The organism is Pseudomonas sp. OVF7 (assembly GCF_030644265.1).
GTDB lineage: Bacteria > Pseudomonadota > Gammaproteobacteria > Pseudomonadales > Pseudomonadaceae > Aquipseudomonas > Aquipseudomonas gorinensis.
Genome location: NZ_CP128996.1, coordinates 6,421,098 through 6,438,476 on the forward strand (window position 1 = coordinate 6,421,098; position 17,379 = coordinate 6,438,476).

15 protein-coding genes and 1 pseudogene are annotated in these 17,379 nt (G+C 61.1%); 9 read left to right on the plus strand and 7 right to left on the minus strand.

Annotated elements, in window-relative coordinates; all coding sequences use genetic code 11:
* Positions 1-30: 30 nt before the first annotated feature.
* Positions 31-786 carry a membrane protein gene (locus tag QU606_RS29225; RefSeq protein ID WP_024077186.1) on the minus strand — a complete coding sequence of 252 codons (756 nt, stop codon included), beginning with the start codon at positions 784-786 and terminating at the stop codon, positions 31-33.
* Between the two features lie 194 nt (positions 787-980).
* Here QU606_RS29225 and QU606_RS29230 point away from each other — a divergent pair, with 194 nt between their 5' ends.
* Positions 981-1,613 (plus strand): flavin reductase family protein, encoded by a 633-nt coding sequence (locus tag QU606_RS29230; protein WP_069076917.1) that lies wholly within the window; start codon positions 981-983, stop codon positions 1,611-1,613.
* Between the two features lie 123 nt (positions 1,614-1,736).
* Here QU606_RS29230 and QU606_RS29235 read toward each other — a convergent pair whose 3' ends face one another.
* Together QU606_RS29235 and QU606_RS29240 are read right to left on the minus strand one after the other, a co-directional pair.
* Complete coding sequence (locus tag QU606_RS29235; protein ID WP_024077188.1) at positions 1,737-1,982, minus strand: hypothetical protein; 246 nt, start codon at positions 1,980-1,982, stop codon at positions 1,737-1,739.
* 42 nt (positions 1,983-2,024) lie between these two features.
* Positions 2,025-2,366 carry an antibiotic biosynthesis monooxygenase family protein gene (locus QU606_RS29240; protein WP_024077189.1) on the minus strand — a complete coding sequence of 114 codons (342 nt, stop codon included), beginning with the start codon at positions 2,364-2,366 and terminating at the stop codon, positions 2,025-2,027.
* Positions 2,367-2,694: 328 nt separating this feature from the next.
* Between QU606_RS29240 and QU606_RS29245 the strand changes: the two genes are divergently transcribed.
* On the plus strand, positions 2,695-3,624 hold the full coding sequence (locus tag QU606_RS29245) for an AraC family transcriptional regulator (RefSeq protein WP_024077190.1): 930 nt from the start codon (positions 2,695-2,697) through the stop codon (positions 3,622-3,624).
* 62 nt (positions 3,625-3,686) lie between these two features.
* Here the strand turns inward: QU606_RS29245 and QU606_RS29250 are convergent, their stop codons facing one another.
* The 4 genes from QU606_RS29250 to edd form a co-directional block, all read right to left on the minus strand.
* Positions 3,687-5,156 (minus strand): ATP-binding protein, encoded by a 1,470-nt coding sequence (locus tag QU606_RS29250; RefSeq protein ID WP_024077191.1) that lies wholly within the window; start codon positions 5,154-5,156, stop codon positions 3,687-3,689.
* A complete protein-coding gene (locus QU606_RS29255; RefSeq protein WP_024077192.1) occupies positions 5,146-5,880 on the minus strand; it encodes a response regulator in 735 nt (244 codons plus the stop codon). Before QU606_RS29255 ends, QU606_RS29250 begins: the two co-directional genes overlap by 11 nt.
* A 133-nt stretch (positions 5,881-6,013) precedes the next feature.
* Positions 6,014-6,970 carry a glucokinase gene (locus tag QU606_RS29260; RefSeq protein WP_069076916.1) on the minus strand — a complete coding sequence of 319 codons (957 nt, stop codon included), beginning with the start codon at positions 6,968-6,970 and terminating at the stop codon, positions 6,014-6,016.
* The gene (gene edd / locus QU606_RS29265) at positions 6,967-8,793 is read right to left on the minus strand and encodes a phosphogluconate dehydratase (RefSeq protein ID WP_024077194.1); all 1,827 of its coding nucleotides are present in this window, start codon (positions 8,791-8,793) and stop codon (positions 6,967-6,969) included. The genes QU606_RS29260 and edd overlap by 4 nt, the downstream gene beginning before the upstream one ends.
* A gap of 221 nt (positions 8,794-9,014) precedes the next feature.
* On the opposite strand from edd, the gene gap reads away from it, so the two are divergent.
* The 7 genes and pseudogenes from gap to QU606_RS33130 form a co-directional block, all read left to right on the plus strand.
* Complete coding sequence (gene gap / locus QU606_RS29270) at positions 9,015-10,016, plus strand: type I glyceraldehyde-3-phosphate dehydrogenase (protein ID WP_015885658.1); 1,002 nt, start codon at positions 9,015-9,017, stop codon at positions 10,014-10,016.
* A gap of 333 nt (positions 10,017-10,349) precedes the next feature.
* A complete protein-coding gene (locus tag QU606_RS29275) occupies positions 10,350-10,868 on the plus strand; it encodes an RNA polymerase sigma factor (protein ID WP_024077196.1) in 519 nt (172 codons plus the stop codon).
* A gap of 77 nt (positions 10,869-10,945) precedes the next feature.
* Positions 10,946-11,911, plus strand: a complete 966-nt coding sequence (locus QU606_RS29280; RefSeq protein ID WP_069076913.1) for a FecR domain-containing protein — start codon at positions 10,946-10,948, stop codon at positions 11,909-11,911.
* A gap of 116 nt (positions 11,912-12,027) precedes the next feature.
* Positions 12,028-14,592, plus strand: coding sequence for a TonB-dependent receptor (locus QU606_RS29285; protein ID WP_304997889.1), 2,565 nt, complete (start codon positions 12,028-12,030; stop codon positions 14,590-14,592).
* 133 nt (positions 14,593-14,725) lie between these two features.
* A complete protein-coding gene (locus QU606_RS29290) occupies positions 14,726-15,334 on the plus strand; it encodes a biliverdin-producing heme oxygenase (RefSeq protein ID WP_024077199.1) in 609 nt (202 codons plus the stop codon).
* A 173-nt stretch (positions 15,335-15,507) separates the two neighbouring features.
* Positions 15,508-15,909: a YbaN family protein gene (locus QU606_RS29295; protein ID WP_024077200.1), complete on the plus strand. Its 402-nt coding sequence runs from the start codon at positions 15,508-15,510 to the stop codon at positions 15,907-15,909.
* A 1,315-nt stretch (positions 15,910-17,224) separates the two neighbouring features.
* Positions 17,225-17,281 (plus strand): annotated as a pseudogene (locus QU606_RS33130) (hypothetical protein); the annotation flags it as partial.
* Positions 17,282-17,379 lie beyond the last annotated feature (98 nt).

Sequence of the window (17,379 nt, forward strand, 5' to 3'; positions counted from 1 at the left end):
GAGGGCGCTTGCCCCCTCCCACATTTGGCATCAGGACAACTCTGCCACTTCGCGCCGCACATAGCGCCGCTGTGCGTACGACGCCCCGACAATCATCACCACCAGCACCGCCGCCAACACCGCCGACGAACCGATGGTGCCGAAGTCCAACCCGCCCTTTTCGTGGGGCTTGGTCAGGAAATCGCCCAGGGTCGCACCAAATGGCCGAGTCAGCACGAAGGCCACCCAGAACAACAACACCGACGAAATCCGCGTGAAGTATTTGAGCGCCACCACCGCTGCGATGGTGGAGCCAATCAACAACGCGCCACCGGCGAAGCCGAGCCCGGAATCATCCGCCAGAAAGTCGCCCAGCGCGGTCCCCAGGGTGTTGGAGAACAGGATCGCCATCCAGTAGAACAACTCTCCCCGGAAGGTCTGCACCTTGTTCACGTTCAGCGAGTCGCCACTGAGGTGCCACAACGCAAAGATGATCATCAAAATCACGATCAGGATCATCGACCCCGTGGCATAACCCAGGCCCAGGCTGCGGTCCATGAAGTCCGACATGGTGGTGCCGGCAGTGCTGGTGGACAGGATCACAATCCAGTACAGCACCGGGTTGTAGGCTTTCGACCAGAGTTGCGTCACCAGGGTAACCAGGAACACGCTGATCAGGATCATCGAGCTGATGGCGTAGCCAACGTTCAGGGTCATCGACAGCAAGTCCCCGGCGGTTTCGCCCAGGGTGGTTGCGCAGATTTTCATGACCCAGAACGCCAGGGTGATCTGAGGAAGTTTGTTCATTGGGGGGCAAGGCTCCGAAGCTCAGTCTGTCAAATAGCCGACTTATAGGGGGTGTCGACGTTGCGCGCAGACTGAACGGGGCGCTGTGAAAAATAGGTGGGCGTTGAATGAAAATTCCATAGGGCCAATGGAAATTCACTGCCGTGGATTGCACTATGGCTACCTTCCCGAACCCCGCAGCAGGAACCCCGGCCATGCCTGACGATATCTATTTCTACGAACCCGCCAACGGCCACGGCCTGCCCCATGACCCGTTCAATGCCATCGTCGGTCCACGGCCGATTGGCTGGATCTCCTCACACGACAGCAACGGCCGCCTGAACCTGGCGCCCTACAGTTTCTTCAACGCGTTCAACTACATTCCGCCGATCATTGGTTTTTCCAGTGTCGGGCGCAAAGACAGCCTGAACAATATCGAACAGACCGGCGAGTTTGTCTGGAACCTGGCCACCCGCCCGTTGGCCGAGCAGATGAACCAGAGTTGCGCGGCGGTAGGACCAGAGGTGAACGAATTCGAGTTGTCCGGGCTGACACCGGTGGCTTCGAAGATCGTGAGCGTTCCGCGGGTGGGCGAGAGCCCGGTATCGTTCGAGTGCAAGGTCACGCAGATCATCCAGCTGCAACGTGCGGACAAGCAACCGGTGCCAAGCTGGCTGGTGCTGGGCGAGGTGGTCGCGGTGCACATTGCCAAGTGGCTGCTCAAGGACGGGATCTACGACACCGCCGCCGCCGAGCCGATCCTGCGGGGCGGCGGCCCGGCGGATTACTTCCAATTGGGCCCTGAGGCGCTGTTCAAGATGTATCGCCCAGGCGCCACCAAACCCTGACTGAAATACAGTCAAAAAAAGGGGGGGGCTTGCCCCGATGGCAATGGCACATTCAACATCTTTGTTGACTGTCACACTGCTATCGGGGGCAAGCCCCCTCCCACATTAGATTGTCGGCGTTGTTCAGCTGGCGGCGCTCGCCCAGGTCAGTTGACCCTCTTCATCAACATCGATCAACCGCTCAAGCTGCACGGTGGCCGCATCATCGGCGTCGGAGGCCGTCTTGAACGTCTGCCCATCCAGGATCTTGTGAAATTTCGGGGCGCCCATGCCATCCAGTGCCTTGACGGCGACGGCAGCGCTGTAGGCCCCTTCACCCGGTACTACGGCGGAAACGGCTTCGTGGTGGGCAAATTGTTTACGTGCCATGTTGCAGGTCCTGGCCAATGGAAAAGTTGGCCATTCTAACCATTAACCGGCCAGTTGCAGGTACTCACCGTAGGCGTTGGCGGCGGATGCATCGGTGAAGGTCTGGAAGTCCATGCTGCGCACCACCATGTCGTTCAACAATTCGGTGAAGAGCATCAGGGCCGGCGAACTGAAGTAAGCGCTCATTGCCTGCTCGCTGCTCCAGAAGCCGGAGACCAACCAGACATCGGGGTCGACCTGGGAATGCTGCAACGAAAATTGCAAGCAACCCTGAGCCTGGCGGCCCGGTTCGATCAAACTGCTCAAGCGTGCACCGAGTTCGGTGCTGCACCCGCTGCGGGCGCGGATAAAGGCCATATGGCTCGCGGGAATGGGGGTGGACATATTCGACTCTCCCGTTGAGAAGTGATGCTCGGCAAGCACTGTGAGGGTGTGTTGCCACAGGATCAAAGATAGCGGCGCAATGGTGAGCGCGGTTAGTCGATTCCTGCCGGCTTATTGCACAATCCTGCGAAAAGCGTAGAGAAGGACGCTCGGCCCGCCGGTTTATTCCGTGGGCAAACGCCTTGTTTCAGGGAGATGACAGCCCCTACGCTTGCCTGATTCACGAAAGGTCGCAGGATCAGGCAAGGATTGTGCAGAATCGTCGTAACACTGTTTGAAAAGCGGCCGCTAAGCTGAGCCCATCAAAAAAGCATGCAGAGGACGCCTCATGTCGTCGCCCGAACATCAGTCCATGCCCCTCGATGCCGAGACGGAAAAACAGCGCGCCGAGCTGGCGAGTATCGTGCATCGTCATACCTGGGAAGACGGCTCCTATGGCACGGCGATTACGTCACTGTTCCTGAACCGCCACAACACGCCGCGTGACTTCATGCCGGTGCTGGTGGAACCGGCGTTGTGCATCCTCGCCAACGGCAGCAAGGAAGTGCGCCTGGCCGACGAAATCTTTGCCTACGACCCGCTCAACTACCTGGTGTTCTCGGTGGCGATGCCGGTGGCCGGGCGGATCATCGATGCCACGCCGGAAGATCCGAACCTGTCGGTGCGCATCAATATCGACCCGGCGCAGCTCACGGCCTTGATCGCCGAAGCCGGCCCCATGGGCGTGCCCACGCGTCCGACATCGCGCGGGATGTATGTGGACCGCATCGACCCCCAGTTGCTCGACGCCGTGCTGCGCCTGGCGCGCCTGCTGGATACCCCGAAAGACATCGCCATGCTCGCGCCGTTGATCAACCGTGAAATCCTCTACCGCTTGCTGCGTGGGCCGCAAGGTTATCGGTTGTATGAAATTGCCGTGGCCAACAGCCAAAGCCATCGGGTCAGCCAGGCGATCAAGTGGCTCAACGGCAATTACGAACAACCGCTGCGCATTGATGACTTGGCCAAGGAAGTGAACCTGAGCGTCTCGACCTTGCACCACCGCTTCAAGGCAATCACCGCCATGAGCCCGCTGCAATACCAGAAACAGTTGCGCTTGCAGGAGGCCCGGCGCCTGATGATCGCCGAAGGGCTGGAAGCGTCGGCGGCCGGGTATCGGGTGGGGTATGAAAGCCCGTCGCAGTTCAGCCGGGAGTACAGCCGGTTGTTTGGGGCGCCGCCGCTGAGGGATTTGGCAAGACTGCGCCAGAGCGTCTGAGCCAATGAAGATCAAAATGTGGGAGGGGCTTGCTCCCTCCCACATTTGATCGGCGCTGTTTGCTAATCCAGGGTTCGGGGGAGTTGTAACGTGACTCGCAAGCCGCCTTCGCGCAAGTTCTGCAAACTCACCTCGCCGCCATGGCTATGGGCGATATTGCGCGCAATGCCCAGGCCCAAGCCGTAGCCCTGCTGCTGGCCGGCAAGGCGGAAGTGCGGTTCGAAGACTTGCTCCAGACGCTGTTCCGGTACGCCGGGACCTTCGTCATCCACGTGCAGGATAAATTCCGCGCCATCGTCCTCGATGTGCAAATGCGCGTTCTGCCCATACTTCAAGGCATTGTCGATCAGGTTGCCGATGCAGCGCTTGAGCGCCAGCGGCTTACCCGGGTAAGGCGCCAAGGCATAGCCGTCCAACGTGACGCGGCCGTTGCCGTTGGGCGCCACATACGGCTCCACCAGGCATTCGAGCACATGATTGAGGTCCACCGGTTCGATGTTTTCGTGGATGTCGGTGTCTTTCACACATTGCAGCGCGCCTTTGACCAGCAACTCCAACTCATCCAGGTCGCGGCCGAACTTGGTTTGCAGGTTCTCATCTTCAAGCAATTCAACCCGCAGGCGCAGGCGGGTAATTGGCGTGCGCAGGTCGTGGGAAATGGCGCTGAACAACTGGCTGCGTTCGGTCAGGTAACGGCTGATGCGTTCGCGCATGGCGTTGAACGCACGGCCTACCTCCACCACTTCACTGCCGCCGCCTTCGGCCACCGGCTCCACGTCGGCGCCCAGGGACATATCCCGCGCCGCCCGTGCCAGGCGCTTGAGCGGCCGGCTCTGCCAGTGCACCAGCAGGCCGATGAACAGCAGTAAAAAGCCACTGGTCAGCACGATAAACCACACCTGCTGAGACGGCAGGCCCTGTTCTTCGAGACTGGTGTAGGGCTCGGGCAACAGCGACGCAATGTACAACCATTCGCCGGGGGCGAGTTGGATCTGGGTGACCAGTACCGGTGGATTCACCGGCTCCAGGGTCAGCGCGTAATGCGCCCAGGAGCGGGGCAGTTCATCGAGCTTCAAACCGGCGTTGAAGATGCGCAGGTCTTCGGCGCTGACGAACTCCACCGAGATATGCACGTCGGCGCCCAGGGTCTGGCGCAGCACTTCGTCGACCGCTTCCAGCACCGCTTGCTTGCGCGGGGTCTGCGGCAATATCGCCATGTCCAGCGGGCGATCGTTGAGGGTGACCACAAACCGGGTGCCGCCCATGCTGCGCAACTGGTCGAGCACCAAGGGGCGGTAAGCCACCGGCAGCGAACGGAAATAACTCACGCTCGCGGTCATCGAGTGCGCCAGGCTGCGGGCGCTGGTGACCAAGCCTTCGAGCTGGGTGGCGCGCAATTGCGAAACCCAGATCACGCTGGACAGCGCCTGGGCGAACAACACCGCGAGCAAAGTCAGCAGCAGCATGCGCCCCAGCAACGAACGCGGTACCGGGAAGCGCCGGCGACGCTCGGTCAGGTGTTCAGTGGGCATTGCCGGCAACCACGCTGGCTGCCAGTTGATAACCGCTGCCACGCACAGTGCGGATCAGCCTCGGGGGTTTTTCGGTATCGCGCAGGCGTTGGCGCAGGCGGCTGACGGCCATGTCGACGATGCGGTCCAGCGGCATCAGGTCACGGCCACGGGTGGCGTTGCCGATGGTGTCGCGGTCGAGGATCTGTTGCGGGTGATCGAGAAACAACTTGAGCAAGGCAAAGTCGGCACCGGAGAGAATCACCTCTTCACCGTCCACATGAAACAGGCGGTGGCTGATCATGTCCAGGCGCCATTCATCGAACACCAGCACGTCGCCATTGCCGCTGCGCTCCTGGCCAAACTGGCAGCGGCGCAACAGGGCCTTGATGCGCGCTTGCAACTCGCGGGGGCTGAAGGGTTTGCCGATGTAGTCATCGGCGCCCAGCTCCAGGCCGATCACGCGGTCGGCTTCGTCGGAACTGGCCGTGAGCATAATGATGGGCACCTGCGCCTGGCGCGGGTGCTGGCGAATCCAGCGGCAAAGGCTGAAACCGTCTTCGTCCGGCAGCATCACATCAAGGATAACCAGGTCGCACGGCGCTTCGTTCATCGCCTGGCGGAACCCCGCGCCATCCGGCACGCCACGCACCTGGAAGCCGGCACGACTGAGGTAGGTTTGCAGCAATTCGCGGATTTCCTGGTCGTCATCGACGAGGAGAATCGATTTACTGATTACGCTCACGGGGTCCTCCTTGTTGTTATGGGGGTGTTATTGATGGCCTCATCGGGGGCAAGTCGAATCGTCGCCCCCCCCCTCCTACATTGGAATACGTTCCAAATGTGGGAGGGGCTTGCCCCGATGAGGCCATCAGTCCCTATGCAAACGCCTGTTCCAGTGCGACGCCAGCCCCGGTCAACCCGGAATACGGCGCGGTCACCAACCACACCGGAATACCTTTGAAGTAGTCGCTCATGCAGCCTTTGTCGCTGAAGCTTTTGGCAAAACCGCTGTGGATAAAGAAGTCGGCAAACCTCGGTATCACACCGCCCACGATGTAGACGCCACCGCGACCACCCGTGGTCAGCACGTTGTTACCCGCGACCCTGCCCAGCCAGATGCTGAACTGATCCAAGACTTCCATCGCCACCGGGTCGCCGGCCAGGCCTGCCGCCGTCACGGCTTCAGGAGTTTCCAGCACCGGGGTGTGGCCGTCCACGGCACAGATCGCCCGGTACAGACGCGGCAAACCGGCGCCACTCAAGACGCTTTCGGCGCTGACATGGCCGATCTCATTGTAAATGTGCTGCCACAGCTGGGCTTCCCGCGGGCTGCTCAGGGGCAGGTCGACATGACCACCCTCCCCCGGCAACGCGGCCCAACGGCCGCCGCCCAAGTCCAGCAAGGTGCCGACACCCAGGCCGGTGCCCGGGCCGATCACCACCGCCGGGCGCAACGGCTCCGGCGTGCCTTCGCAGACCACGCGGAACTCGTCGGGCTTAAGGCGGGTCATGCCCAGGGCCATGGCCGAGAAATCATTCACCAGCAACAGCTCATCCACCTGCAAAGCCCGGCAAAACGCAGTCTTGCTCAAACGCCAGTGATTGTTGGTGAATTTAAATTCATCCCCGCTCACCGGACCGGCCACCGACAGGCACACCGCACCGATGTCGCCGATTTTCAGGCCTTCTTCCTGGAGATAGACCTTGATCGCGTCTTCAGGGCTCTTGTGATCCGCCGTGGCATGCACACGAATCGAATGCAGGGCCTGATCCCGCCACAACGCAAAACGGGCGTTGGTACCCCCGATATCACCGACCAGCGCAAGCTTCACTTAAGCGTCTCCAGGGCAGAGGTAAAGGCGCTGGCGCCTTGCTCTGCGGAGCTTGCGGCCAAGCGCATAAATGCAAACAGCTCGCGACCGGCCCCCACGTTATTGCCCAACAGGCCCGTGGCTGGCGCGCGCGCTGCAAATTCTTCGGCGTCCACCTTAAGCTCCAAGGTGCCTTTCACGCCATCCACACGAATGATATCGCCATCGCGCACCCGTGCCAGCGGCCCGCCGCTCTGGGCTTCGGGGTTGACATGAATCGCGGCGGGGATCTTACCCGACGCGCCCGACATACGCCCGTCTGTCACCAACGCCACCTTGAAGCCACGGTCCTGCAATACGCCAAGGAACGGCGTCATCTTGTGCAGTTCCGGCATGCCGTTGGAGCGTGGCCCCTGGAAGCGCATCACCGCGACGAAGTCTTTTTCCAACTGGCCGGCCTTGAACGCATCGGCCAGGTCCTGCTGGTCCTGGAACACCACCGCCGGCGCTTCGACGATCTGGTGCTCCGGCGCCACGGCGGAGACTTTCATCACGCCACGGCCCAGGTTGCCTTCCATCACGCGCAAGCCGCCTTCCGGGGAGAACGCACGGGCCACCGGGCGCAGGATGGCTTCATCGAGGCTTTCGATCGGGCCATCGCGCCAGATCAGCTCGCCGTCGACCAGGAACGGTTCCTGGGTGTAGCGGCTCAGGCCCTTGCCGGCCACGGTATTGACGTCTTCGTGGAGCAGGCCGGCTTCCAGCAGTTCGCGGATCAGGAACGACATGCCGCCCGCCGCCTGGAAGTGGTTGATGTCGGCCTTGCCGTTTGGATACACGTGGGACAGGGTGGGCACCACCTCAGAGAGGTCGGCCATGTCTTGCCAGGTCAGGATGATCCCCGCCGACATGGCGATGGCCGGCATATGCAGGGTGTGGTTGGTGGAACCGCCCGTGGCGTTGAGGGCGACGATGGAGTTGACGATGGATTTCTCGTCGACGATCTCACCGATTGGCGTGAAGTTGCCGTTCGCCTTGGTCAAGCGCGTGACCTGATGGGCGGCTTCGCGGGTCAGCGCATCGCGCAGCGGCGTGTACGGGTTGACGAACGAGGCGCCGGGCAAGTGCAGGCCCATCACTTCCATCAACAGCTGGTTGGTGTTGGCAGTGCCGTAGAAGGTGCACGTGCCAGGGCTGTGGTAGGACTTCATCTCCGATTCCAGCAGCTCTTCGCGACTGGCCTTGCCTTCGGCGTAGCGCTGGCGCACATCGGCTTTCTGCTTGTTGGAGATGCCCGACGGCATGGGCCCGCCAGGAACGAAGATCATCGGCAGGTGGCCATAGCGCAGTGCGCCCATCATCAGGCCGGGCACGATCTTGTCGCAGATGCCCAGCATCAGCGCCGCGTCGAACATGTTGTGGGACAGCGCTACCGCCGTGGACATGGCGATCACTTCACGGCTGAGCAGGCTCAGTTCCATGCCGGGCTCGCCTTGGGTCACGCCGTCGCACATGGCCGGGGTGCCGCCGGCGAACTGGCCGACCGAGCCGACTTCGCGCAGGGCTTTCTTGATCTGTTCAGGGAAATGTTCATACGGCTGGTGCGCCGAGAGCATGTCGTTATATGACGAAACAATTGCCACGTTGGCGGCGTTCATCATGCGCAGGCTATTTTTATCTTCGGTGCCGCAACCGGCCACGCCATGGGCAAAGTTGGCGCATTGCAGCTTGCCGCGCATCGGGCCGTCGCTGGCTGCGCCGCGAATGAGCGCAAGGTATGCCTCACGGGTTGCACGACTGCGGGCGATAAGCCGTTCGGTGACCTCAAGAACGCGGGGATGCATGTGTAGAACTCCAGGCTAACGGATGTGGCGACCTGAGTGTCTATGCTGATCAAACGCCCGCAGCACATGGGATGGCAGGGAGTCGTTTAAATCATCGGACCAGTTGATTCAGGTCACTCGTTGTAGATTGAACAAAATATTGCCACTAAAAAGGCTTGTTTTCTATTTTTATGCGAATAATCTTGTAATTCTTACAACAAATCGACGACAGGCACTTTCCAATGACTCTTCGAATCGCAATCAATGGTTTTGGCCGTATCGGCCGCAATGTCCTGCGCGCACTGTATACCCAAGGCTACCGCCAGGATTTGCAGATCGTCGCCATCAATGATTTGGGCGACAGTTCGATCAATGCCCACCTGCTCAAATACGACACCGTACACGGTACTTTCGAGGCAGAGGTCGCCCACGATCAGGAAAGCCTGACCGTCAACGGTGACCGGATCGCCGTCAGTGCCATTCGCAACCCGGCCGACCTGCCATGGGCCGCGCACAAGATCGACGTGGTGTTCGAATGCACCGGCCTGTTCACCGACCGCGACAAGGCGGCCGCCCATATTACCGCTGGCGCGCGCAAGGTAATCATCTCGGCCCCGGCCAAGGGCGCGGACGCTACCGTGGTCTACGGCGTGAACCATGACATTCTGCGTCAATCCCACCAGATCATCTCCAACGCCTCCTGCACCACCAACTGCCTGGCGCCGGTGGCCCAAGTGCTGCATCGCGAGCTGGGCATCGAAAGCGGCTTGATGACCACGATTCACGCCTACACCAACGACCAGAACCTGACCGACGTCTACCATACCGACCCGTACCGGGCGCGTTCGGCCACCCAGAACATGATCCCGAGCAAGACCGGCGCCGCCGAAGCGGTTGGCCTGGTACTGCCGGAACTGGCGGGCAAACTGACCGGCATGGCCGTGCGGGTACCCGTGATCAACGTGTCGCTGGTGGACCTCACCGTACAACTGAAGAAAGAAGCTACCGCGGAAGAAGTCAACGCGCTGCTCAAGGAAGCCAGCCAGCACTCGAAAATCCTCGGCTACAACACCCTGCCGCTGGTATCCAGTGACTTCAACCATAACCCGTTGTCGTCGATCTTCGACGCCAATCACACCAAGGTCAGCGGCAAATTGCTGAAGGTGCTGGCCTGGTACGACAACGAATGGGGCTTCTCCAACCGCATGCTGGATAACTGCCTGGCGCTGTGCAACGCCGAATAACGCCTGTGTTCAGGCGGGGCTTGTTGTGGCAAGCGGGCTTACTGTGGCAAGCGGGCTTGTTGTGGCAAGCGGGCTTACTGTGGCAAGCGGGCTTGTTGTGGCGAGCGGGCTTGCCCCGCGTTGGGCTGCGTAGCAGCCCCAAAAACTGCCGCCGCGTTTTGCCTGGAAAAACGCGGTGTTCTTATTAGGGCTGCTACGCAGCCCAACGCGGGGCAAGCCCGCTCGCCACAAAAGCGCGCGTCTGCAGAGTTCACCGTGTTGCAGCAAAGTGCCACTTGCCATTTGCATTGATGATAAGCATTATCATTAACTGCCAATCGGTCAGGTATCACTGTGAGCCTATCTCGCTTCAACCATGTCTTTCTCAGCCAACGGCTGATTCTGCTACGCACCTTGCAGCGGATGGTGAATAACCCCAGCACCGCCGAAGACCTGGTGCAGGAAACCTACCTGCGCGTCACCCGGGCCCTGAGCGAGCGGCCTATCGACCACCTTGAACCCTTCGTCTACCAGACCGCCCGTAACCTGGCGCTGGATCACTTGCGCTCGCGCAGGGTCCAGGCCCGCACGCTGCAGGAAGATGTGCCACTGGACATCCTGCAAAGCGTCGCTGCCCCCATCAGCACCCCCGAAGACGCCACCCAGGCCGAACAATTGCTCGAACACTTGAGTGTCAGCCTTGGCCGGTTGAGCGCGCGCCAGCAACAGATTTTCATCCTCAGCCGCCTGCACGGTTGCAGCTACCAGGAGATTGCCGATCAGTTGAACGTGTCCTTGAGCACCGTGCAAAAGGAACTGAAATTGATCATGGCCATCTGCGTAGGTGTGGCCGAACGGCTGGATCAGCCTTAAGCTTCATCCGACAGAAATGTCGACCAAGGCTGTAGAAAAGATAAATAAAACGTGGCGAAGACCCGAGGCACACCGTGATGGACCCGAATAACCTGCGCCCCCATGAGCTGGCGGATGAGGTGTTGCAAGACCCGGCTATGGACCAGGCACTGGACTGGCTGATCGCCTTGCAGTGCCCGCGGGCCGGGCAGCAGGCCGAGTTTGAAGCGTGGCTGGCCCGCGACCCGGCGCACGTCCACGCGTTCGGGAAGGCGCAGGCTGCCTGGGGTGGCGCTCCCGTACACAGTGCCGCGGTGGCCCTGGCGGCGCCACGCAAACCCAGCGCCTGGCGTCGCCTGCAGCCGCATTGGAAACCCTTGGCCACCGCTGCCGTGTTGCTGCTGGGGTTGTTCAGTTTCAGCAACCTGCCCGTGCGCCTGCAGGCGGACCATCTCACCGTGGTAGGTGAGCGCCAGCGCCTGCAATTGGACGATGGGTCGAAAGTACTGCTGAATACCAATTCGGCGTTTTCCAGCCGCATCGAGGACCATCAGCGCATCGCCCGCCTGTACCAGGGCGAGGCGTTTTTCGAAGTGGTACCCAGCCGCGGCCTGCCCCTGGAAATCGACGCAGGCCCCGTCCGCGCCAGCGTGCGCGACACGGCCTTCGCCGTGCGCTACCTCAATGGCGAAGCCCAGGTGCAAGTGCAGCGCGGCGATGTCGACCTGAGCACTACCTTCGACGACGCCCGTGTGCGCTTGAGCGCGGGCGAAAGCATCCGTATCGGCCCCAAGGGCTTTGGGCCGCCCGCCAAACTCGATGCCAACAAAGACCTGGCCTGGGTCCAGGGCCGGCTGATTTTCGAAAACTGCCCGATGAGCGAAGTGCTTGCCGAATTGCGCCGCTATTACCCGGGCTGGATCGTCAACACCAACGACAAGCTCGCCAGCATCGCCGTCACCGGCAATTACCGCCTCGACCAACCGCTGGACGTGGTGCGTTCCCTGGCGCACATCACCTCGGCCAAGCTGTCGGAATATCCGGCACTGGTGATCTTGAACTAAATGAGAATTATTTTTACTCGATAGCCTGCGGCAGTACGTCTCGTCTTAGCCAATGCAACTGATTCCTATTTGGAACGGTTCGCAACTATAAGACTCGTACCTCCGGAGCGCTCTCGATGTCCTCTCGTTTCAACCGCCGGTCTTCTTCGCCCGTGCTGTCCTTGCTGACCGTCGCCATCCTGCTGGCCGGTGCGCCCGTGATGGCCGCCACGACCACCGAGCCCGTTGCCCGCAGCCACGGCAACTACCGTTTCAGCATTGAGCAGCAGCCGCTGGTCTCGGCCCTGAATGCCTTCACCAGCGTGACCGGCTGGCAAATCGGCCTGCCGGCGGAGCTGGGCCAGGGTGTATCGTCCCCTGGCGTACACGGTGCGCTGTCACCGGAAAAAGCCCTGGAGCGCTTGTTGGTGGGGACCAACCTGAGCTACCGCAAATTGGGCAATAACAACATCGTGCTGGAAAAGCGCGTGGCGGGCAGCACGTTGAATCTGCAACAGGTGACCATCAGCGCCACCCGTAATGAGCAGGACATCAACAGCGTACCGAGCACCGTCAGCGTGCATGGCCGCGAAGAGCTGGACCGCCAGAACGTCAACACCATTCGCGAACTGGCGCGCTACGAGCCCGGCGTCTCGGTGGGCGGCGCAGGCACCCGTTCCGGCAACGCGGGCTACAACATCCGTGGCATCGACGGCGACCGCATCCTCACCCAGGTGGATGGTGTCGAAGTGCCGGACAACTTCTTCAACGGCCCCTACGCCAAGACCCGTCGCAACTACGTCGACCCGGAAATCGTCAAGCGCGTGGAGATCCTGCGCGGACCGGCCTCGGCCCTGTACGGCAGCAGTGCCATCGGCGGCGCGGTGAGTTACTTCACCCTTGACCCGGATGACATCATCAAGCCCGGCCAGGACGTCGGCGCCCGTCTGAAAACCGGCTACAGCTCCGCCGACGAAAGCTGGCTGACCTCCGCCACGGTCGCCGGCCGTATGCAGGACTTCGACGGCCTGTTGCACCTGAGCCAGCGCAATGGCCATGAAACCGAATCCTACGACGGCAACAACGCTACCGGCCTGGCCCGCACGGGCGCCAACCCGGAGGACGCGCGCACCACCAACGTGCTGGCCAAGTTGGGCTGGAATTATGGCGATGACAACCGCCTGGGCGTGACGTATGAGAAGTACAAGGATGATCGCGACGTCAACCTGAAGAACGCGGTGGGCGGCCCGTTCATCGGCGGCCGAGGCTTCAACCTCTACCGTGATCGTCGCGGTAACGACACCATTACCCGTGAACGTTTCGGCCTGGAAAACAGCGTTGCCCTTGAGTCGCCGATTGCCGACCGCATCAAGACCAGCCTCAACTACCAGATCGCCAAGACCGACCAGACCACCGCCGAAATCTATCAATCGGGCCGTCGCGTCTTGCGCACCCGCGACACGCTTTACGAAGAAAAACAGTGGGTTTTCGACGCGCAGTTGGACAAAGCGTTCAGCCTCGGTGAGACCGATCACCAAGTGACCTATGGCACCACCCTCAAGCAGCAAAAAGTCACCGGCTCGCGCGAAGGCAGCGCCACCTGCCTGGTCGTCGGCAGTGGTTGCACGGCCGTGGGCGCGCCTAGCCCAATGGCCAGTGACAGCGTGAATAAATCCAGCGACTTCCCGGACCCGACCATCAACACCTATTCGCTGTTTGCACAAGACCAGGTCACCTGGGGCAAGTGGACCTTCCTGCCCGCCGTGCGCTACGACTACACCCAGCTCAAGCCCAAGCTGACCCAGGCGTTCCTCAATACCGTAAACCCCACGGGGGCCGACCCCGTGAGCGACCAGGAAAAGACCTGGCACCGCGTGACGCCCAAGTTTGGCCTGACCTACGCCCTGACCGATCAATACACCTGGTTCGGCCAATATGCCGAAGGTTTCCGTACACCCTCCGCCAAGGCGCTGTACGGCCGCTTTGAAAACCTGAACCTGGGCTACACCGTCGAGCCGAACCCGGACCTCAAGCCGGAAACCAGCAAGGGTCTCGAAACCGGGATTCGCGGCAAGTTCGACGCGGGTTCCTTCGAGATCACCGCGTTCTATAACAAGTACCGCGACTTCATCGACGAAGACAACGCCGTTGTCGGCGGCACCCTCGAACAGTTCCAGGCCATCAATATCAAGCGCGCCACCATCAAGGGCGCGGAAGCCAAAGGCCGCCTGAACCTGGATGCGTTCGGTGCACCTCAGGGCCTGTACACCCAAGGTTCGGTGTCCTATGCCTACGGTCGCAACGACGATAACGGCGAACCGCTGAACAGCGTCAACCCGCTCAAAGGCGTATTCGGCCTGGGCTACGAGCAGGACAACTACGGTGGCCTGCTGAGCTGGACCCTGGTGAAAAAGCAGGATCGCGTCGACAGCAGTACCTTCCACGCACCGGACGGCGACACCAGCGGCCCCTTCAAGACCCCTGGTTTCGGTGTCGTCGACCTGACCGCCTTCTACAAAGTCACCAACGACGTGACCATCAACGGCGGCCTCTACAACCTCACCGACAAGAAGTACTGGAACTGGGATGACGTGCGCAGCTACGACAGCGTGGGTGAAGCCGCGGTGACCGGCCCTGCCAACCTCGACCGCCTGACCCAGCCCGGTCGCAACTTTGCGATCAACGTGATCTGGGATATCTGACAACACCCGACTCACCTCGTCGAAATGTCAGCGACGAGGTGAGGATTTTTTACTGTGCCGCGTCTTCTTGTTCGTCTAGTTGATAACAGCTCTCTTCAGGGCAACAGGCGCTCCCCTTCTCAAGGACTTTTTCATGACCGCTTCTCCTACCGCAGAACGCCCAAGCCTGCGCTCCCAACGCCTGAACCAGATCACCCACGCGCCACATACCCGGCTCGACGCGCTGGTGAAGGCACATGCACCGTTTGAATCCCAGGCCAACTTCGCGCGTTTCGTGGTCGCGCAGTACCTGTTCCAGTCGGAACTGGTGGCGCTGTACAACGATGCCGCGCTGATCAAGATCATCCCCGACCTGGCCGAACGCTGCCGCGCCGAAGCGGCCAAGCTGGACCTGGCCGACCTGGACACGCAAGTGCCTGCACCGGTTGCCGGCGCGGTGAACAACCCGAGCAAGGCCGAAGCCCTGGGCTGGCTGTTCGTGTCTGAAGGCTCCAAGCTGGGCGCGGCGTTCCTGATCAAGCGTGCCGTGGGCTTGGGCCTGAGCGAAACCTTCGGGGCTCGCCACCTCGGTGAGCCGGCCGGCGGTCGTGCCGAAGGCTGGAAGCGCTTCACCCGTACCCTCGACGCGCTCGAATTGAGCGCCGAAGAAGACGCCGCAGCGGAAAAAGGCGCGGTGGATGCGTTTGTGCGCTTCACCGTGCTGCTGGAACAGGCGTACGCTAGCGCCCCTGAACTGGCCTGATCCCCCAGATTGAAATGCGGTCGACATGTGGGAGGGGGCTTGCCCCCGATAGCAGTGCATCAGCCAACAAATAGGTAACTGACCCACCGCCATCGGGGGCAAGCCCCCTCCCACATGTTGATCGCATTTCAGTGCGGACTTCTTTGTAAACCTTCCCCCAGAAAAGCTTCACCATGACCGGCAAAACCCAATCCACCTCGAAAATCGCGCAGATTCTCTTCGGCCTGCTGGCCTACGTCAGCCTGGGCATCGGGCTGGTGGCGATTGTCGTGCCGGGTTTGCCCACCACCGAATTCATCCTCCTGGCCGCCTGGGCCGCGACCAAAAGCTCGCCACGCCTGAGTGCCTGGCTGGAAAACCACCGCCTGTTCGGACCGATCCTGTTCAACTGGCGCAACGGCAAGATCATCACGCGCCGGGCCAAGTTCAGCGCCACCGTCAGCATGCTGCTGTGCGCCGGGCTGATGCTGGTGATGCTGGATCACGGCTGGCCGGTCTACCTCGCAATCGCCGGGATGAGCCTGGGCAACCTGTGGATCTGGTCACGCCCCGAACGGCTCGCACAGCCCGTGTGACGCCGACTGTAGCCGTTTTCCTACCGCTTATCGCCTACCTCTCATGAATTGATTTGTTACGCCGATGTTTCAGACATAGCGCTGAATGGAATTGGCCTGAATTGCTTGCCCTCCAACACGTTCATTCGCGAGTAAGCCTATGTTCATCAGCCTCTCCATCCGCCTGAAAATCGTGCTGTTGTCCGGCCTTTGCCTGCTGGGGGTGATTGCGCTGGTCGTCAGTATCAATATCTACAACACCCACCAGAACGATCAGTTGGTCAGCGATTCAAGCTCACGAATGCTCACTGCCAGCGTGGAACAACTGCTGCAGGCCAAGGCCGGGGAGCAAGCGGTACAGTTGCAGAAGACCTTTGGCGATAGCCTGGTGGCCCTGACCGCCCTGGCCGACCAGATCAAAGACCTGCGCAACCTCGGGACCAAGCGCTCCCTTGAGGCCGGCGCCCTGCGTGAAGAACTCAACCAGAGCGTAAAAACCGCCTTCGAGCGCAACAACAAGGTGCTGGGTTTCTGGCTGTCGTTCGAACCCAACGGCCTGGATGGCAAGGACAGCGAATTCATCAATGACAAGGCCCGTGTGTCCAACGAAAAAGGCCGCTTCTCCAGCTACTGGAGCCGCGCCGGCGGCGAGGGCTTGAACACGATCATGGTCGAGGATGACCTGAACAAGACCACCCTCACCCTCAACGGTACGCCCTACAACATCTGGTACACCTGCCCACGGGACACCCGTAATACGTGCCTGCTGGACCCGTATGAAGATACGGTGGGCGGCAAACCCGTGCTGATGACCACCATCGCCCAGCCACTGATCGTGGACGGTAAAATGATCGGCGTGGTCGGTGTCGACATCGCCCTCAACACCCTGCAAGCCGCCACCGATGCCGCGCAGCACGACCTGTTCAACGGTGCGGCCCACCTGGAGATTCTCTCCAGCACCGGTCTGATTGCCGCCTACAGTGGCGAGCCGGCCAAGATCGGCAAGAACCTGATCGATACCCTTGGCGCCGAAGGCAAGGAAATCGTGCAACTGCTGGCCAGCGATAACCGCATGATCCGCGAACAGGACGGGACCATTCGCGCCGTGTACCCGGTCAAGCCGATTGCCGACGCCAAAGCCTGGGGCATCGTGATCAAGCTGCCCAAAAGCGTGATGCTGGCCGATAACGTCAAGCTGCAAGCGTTGCTCGACGACGCCCAGGCCAGCGGCACGCTCAAGGCCTTGCTGGTGGCGGCGGCTGCCGGTTTGCTGGGCCTGCTGCTGGTCTGGCTGACCGCCACCGGCGTGACCCGCCCGATCAACAGTGTGGCCGCCATGCTCAAGGACATCGCCAGCGGCGACGGTGACCTGACCCAGCGTCTGGCCTACGCCAAGAAAGATGAACTGGGCGAACTGGTGAACTGGTTCAACCGCTTCCTCGACAAGCTGCAACCGACCATCGCGCAAATCAAGCAAAGCATCACCGAAGC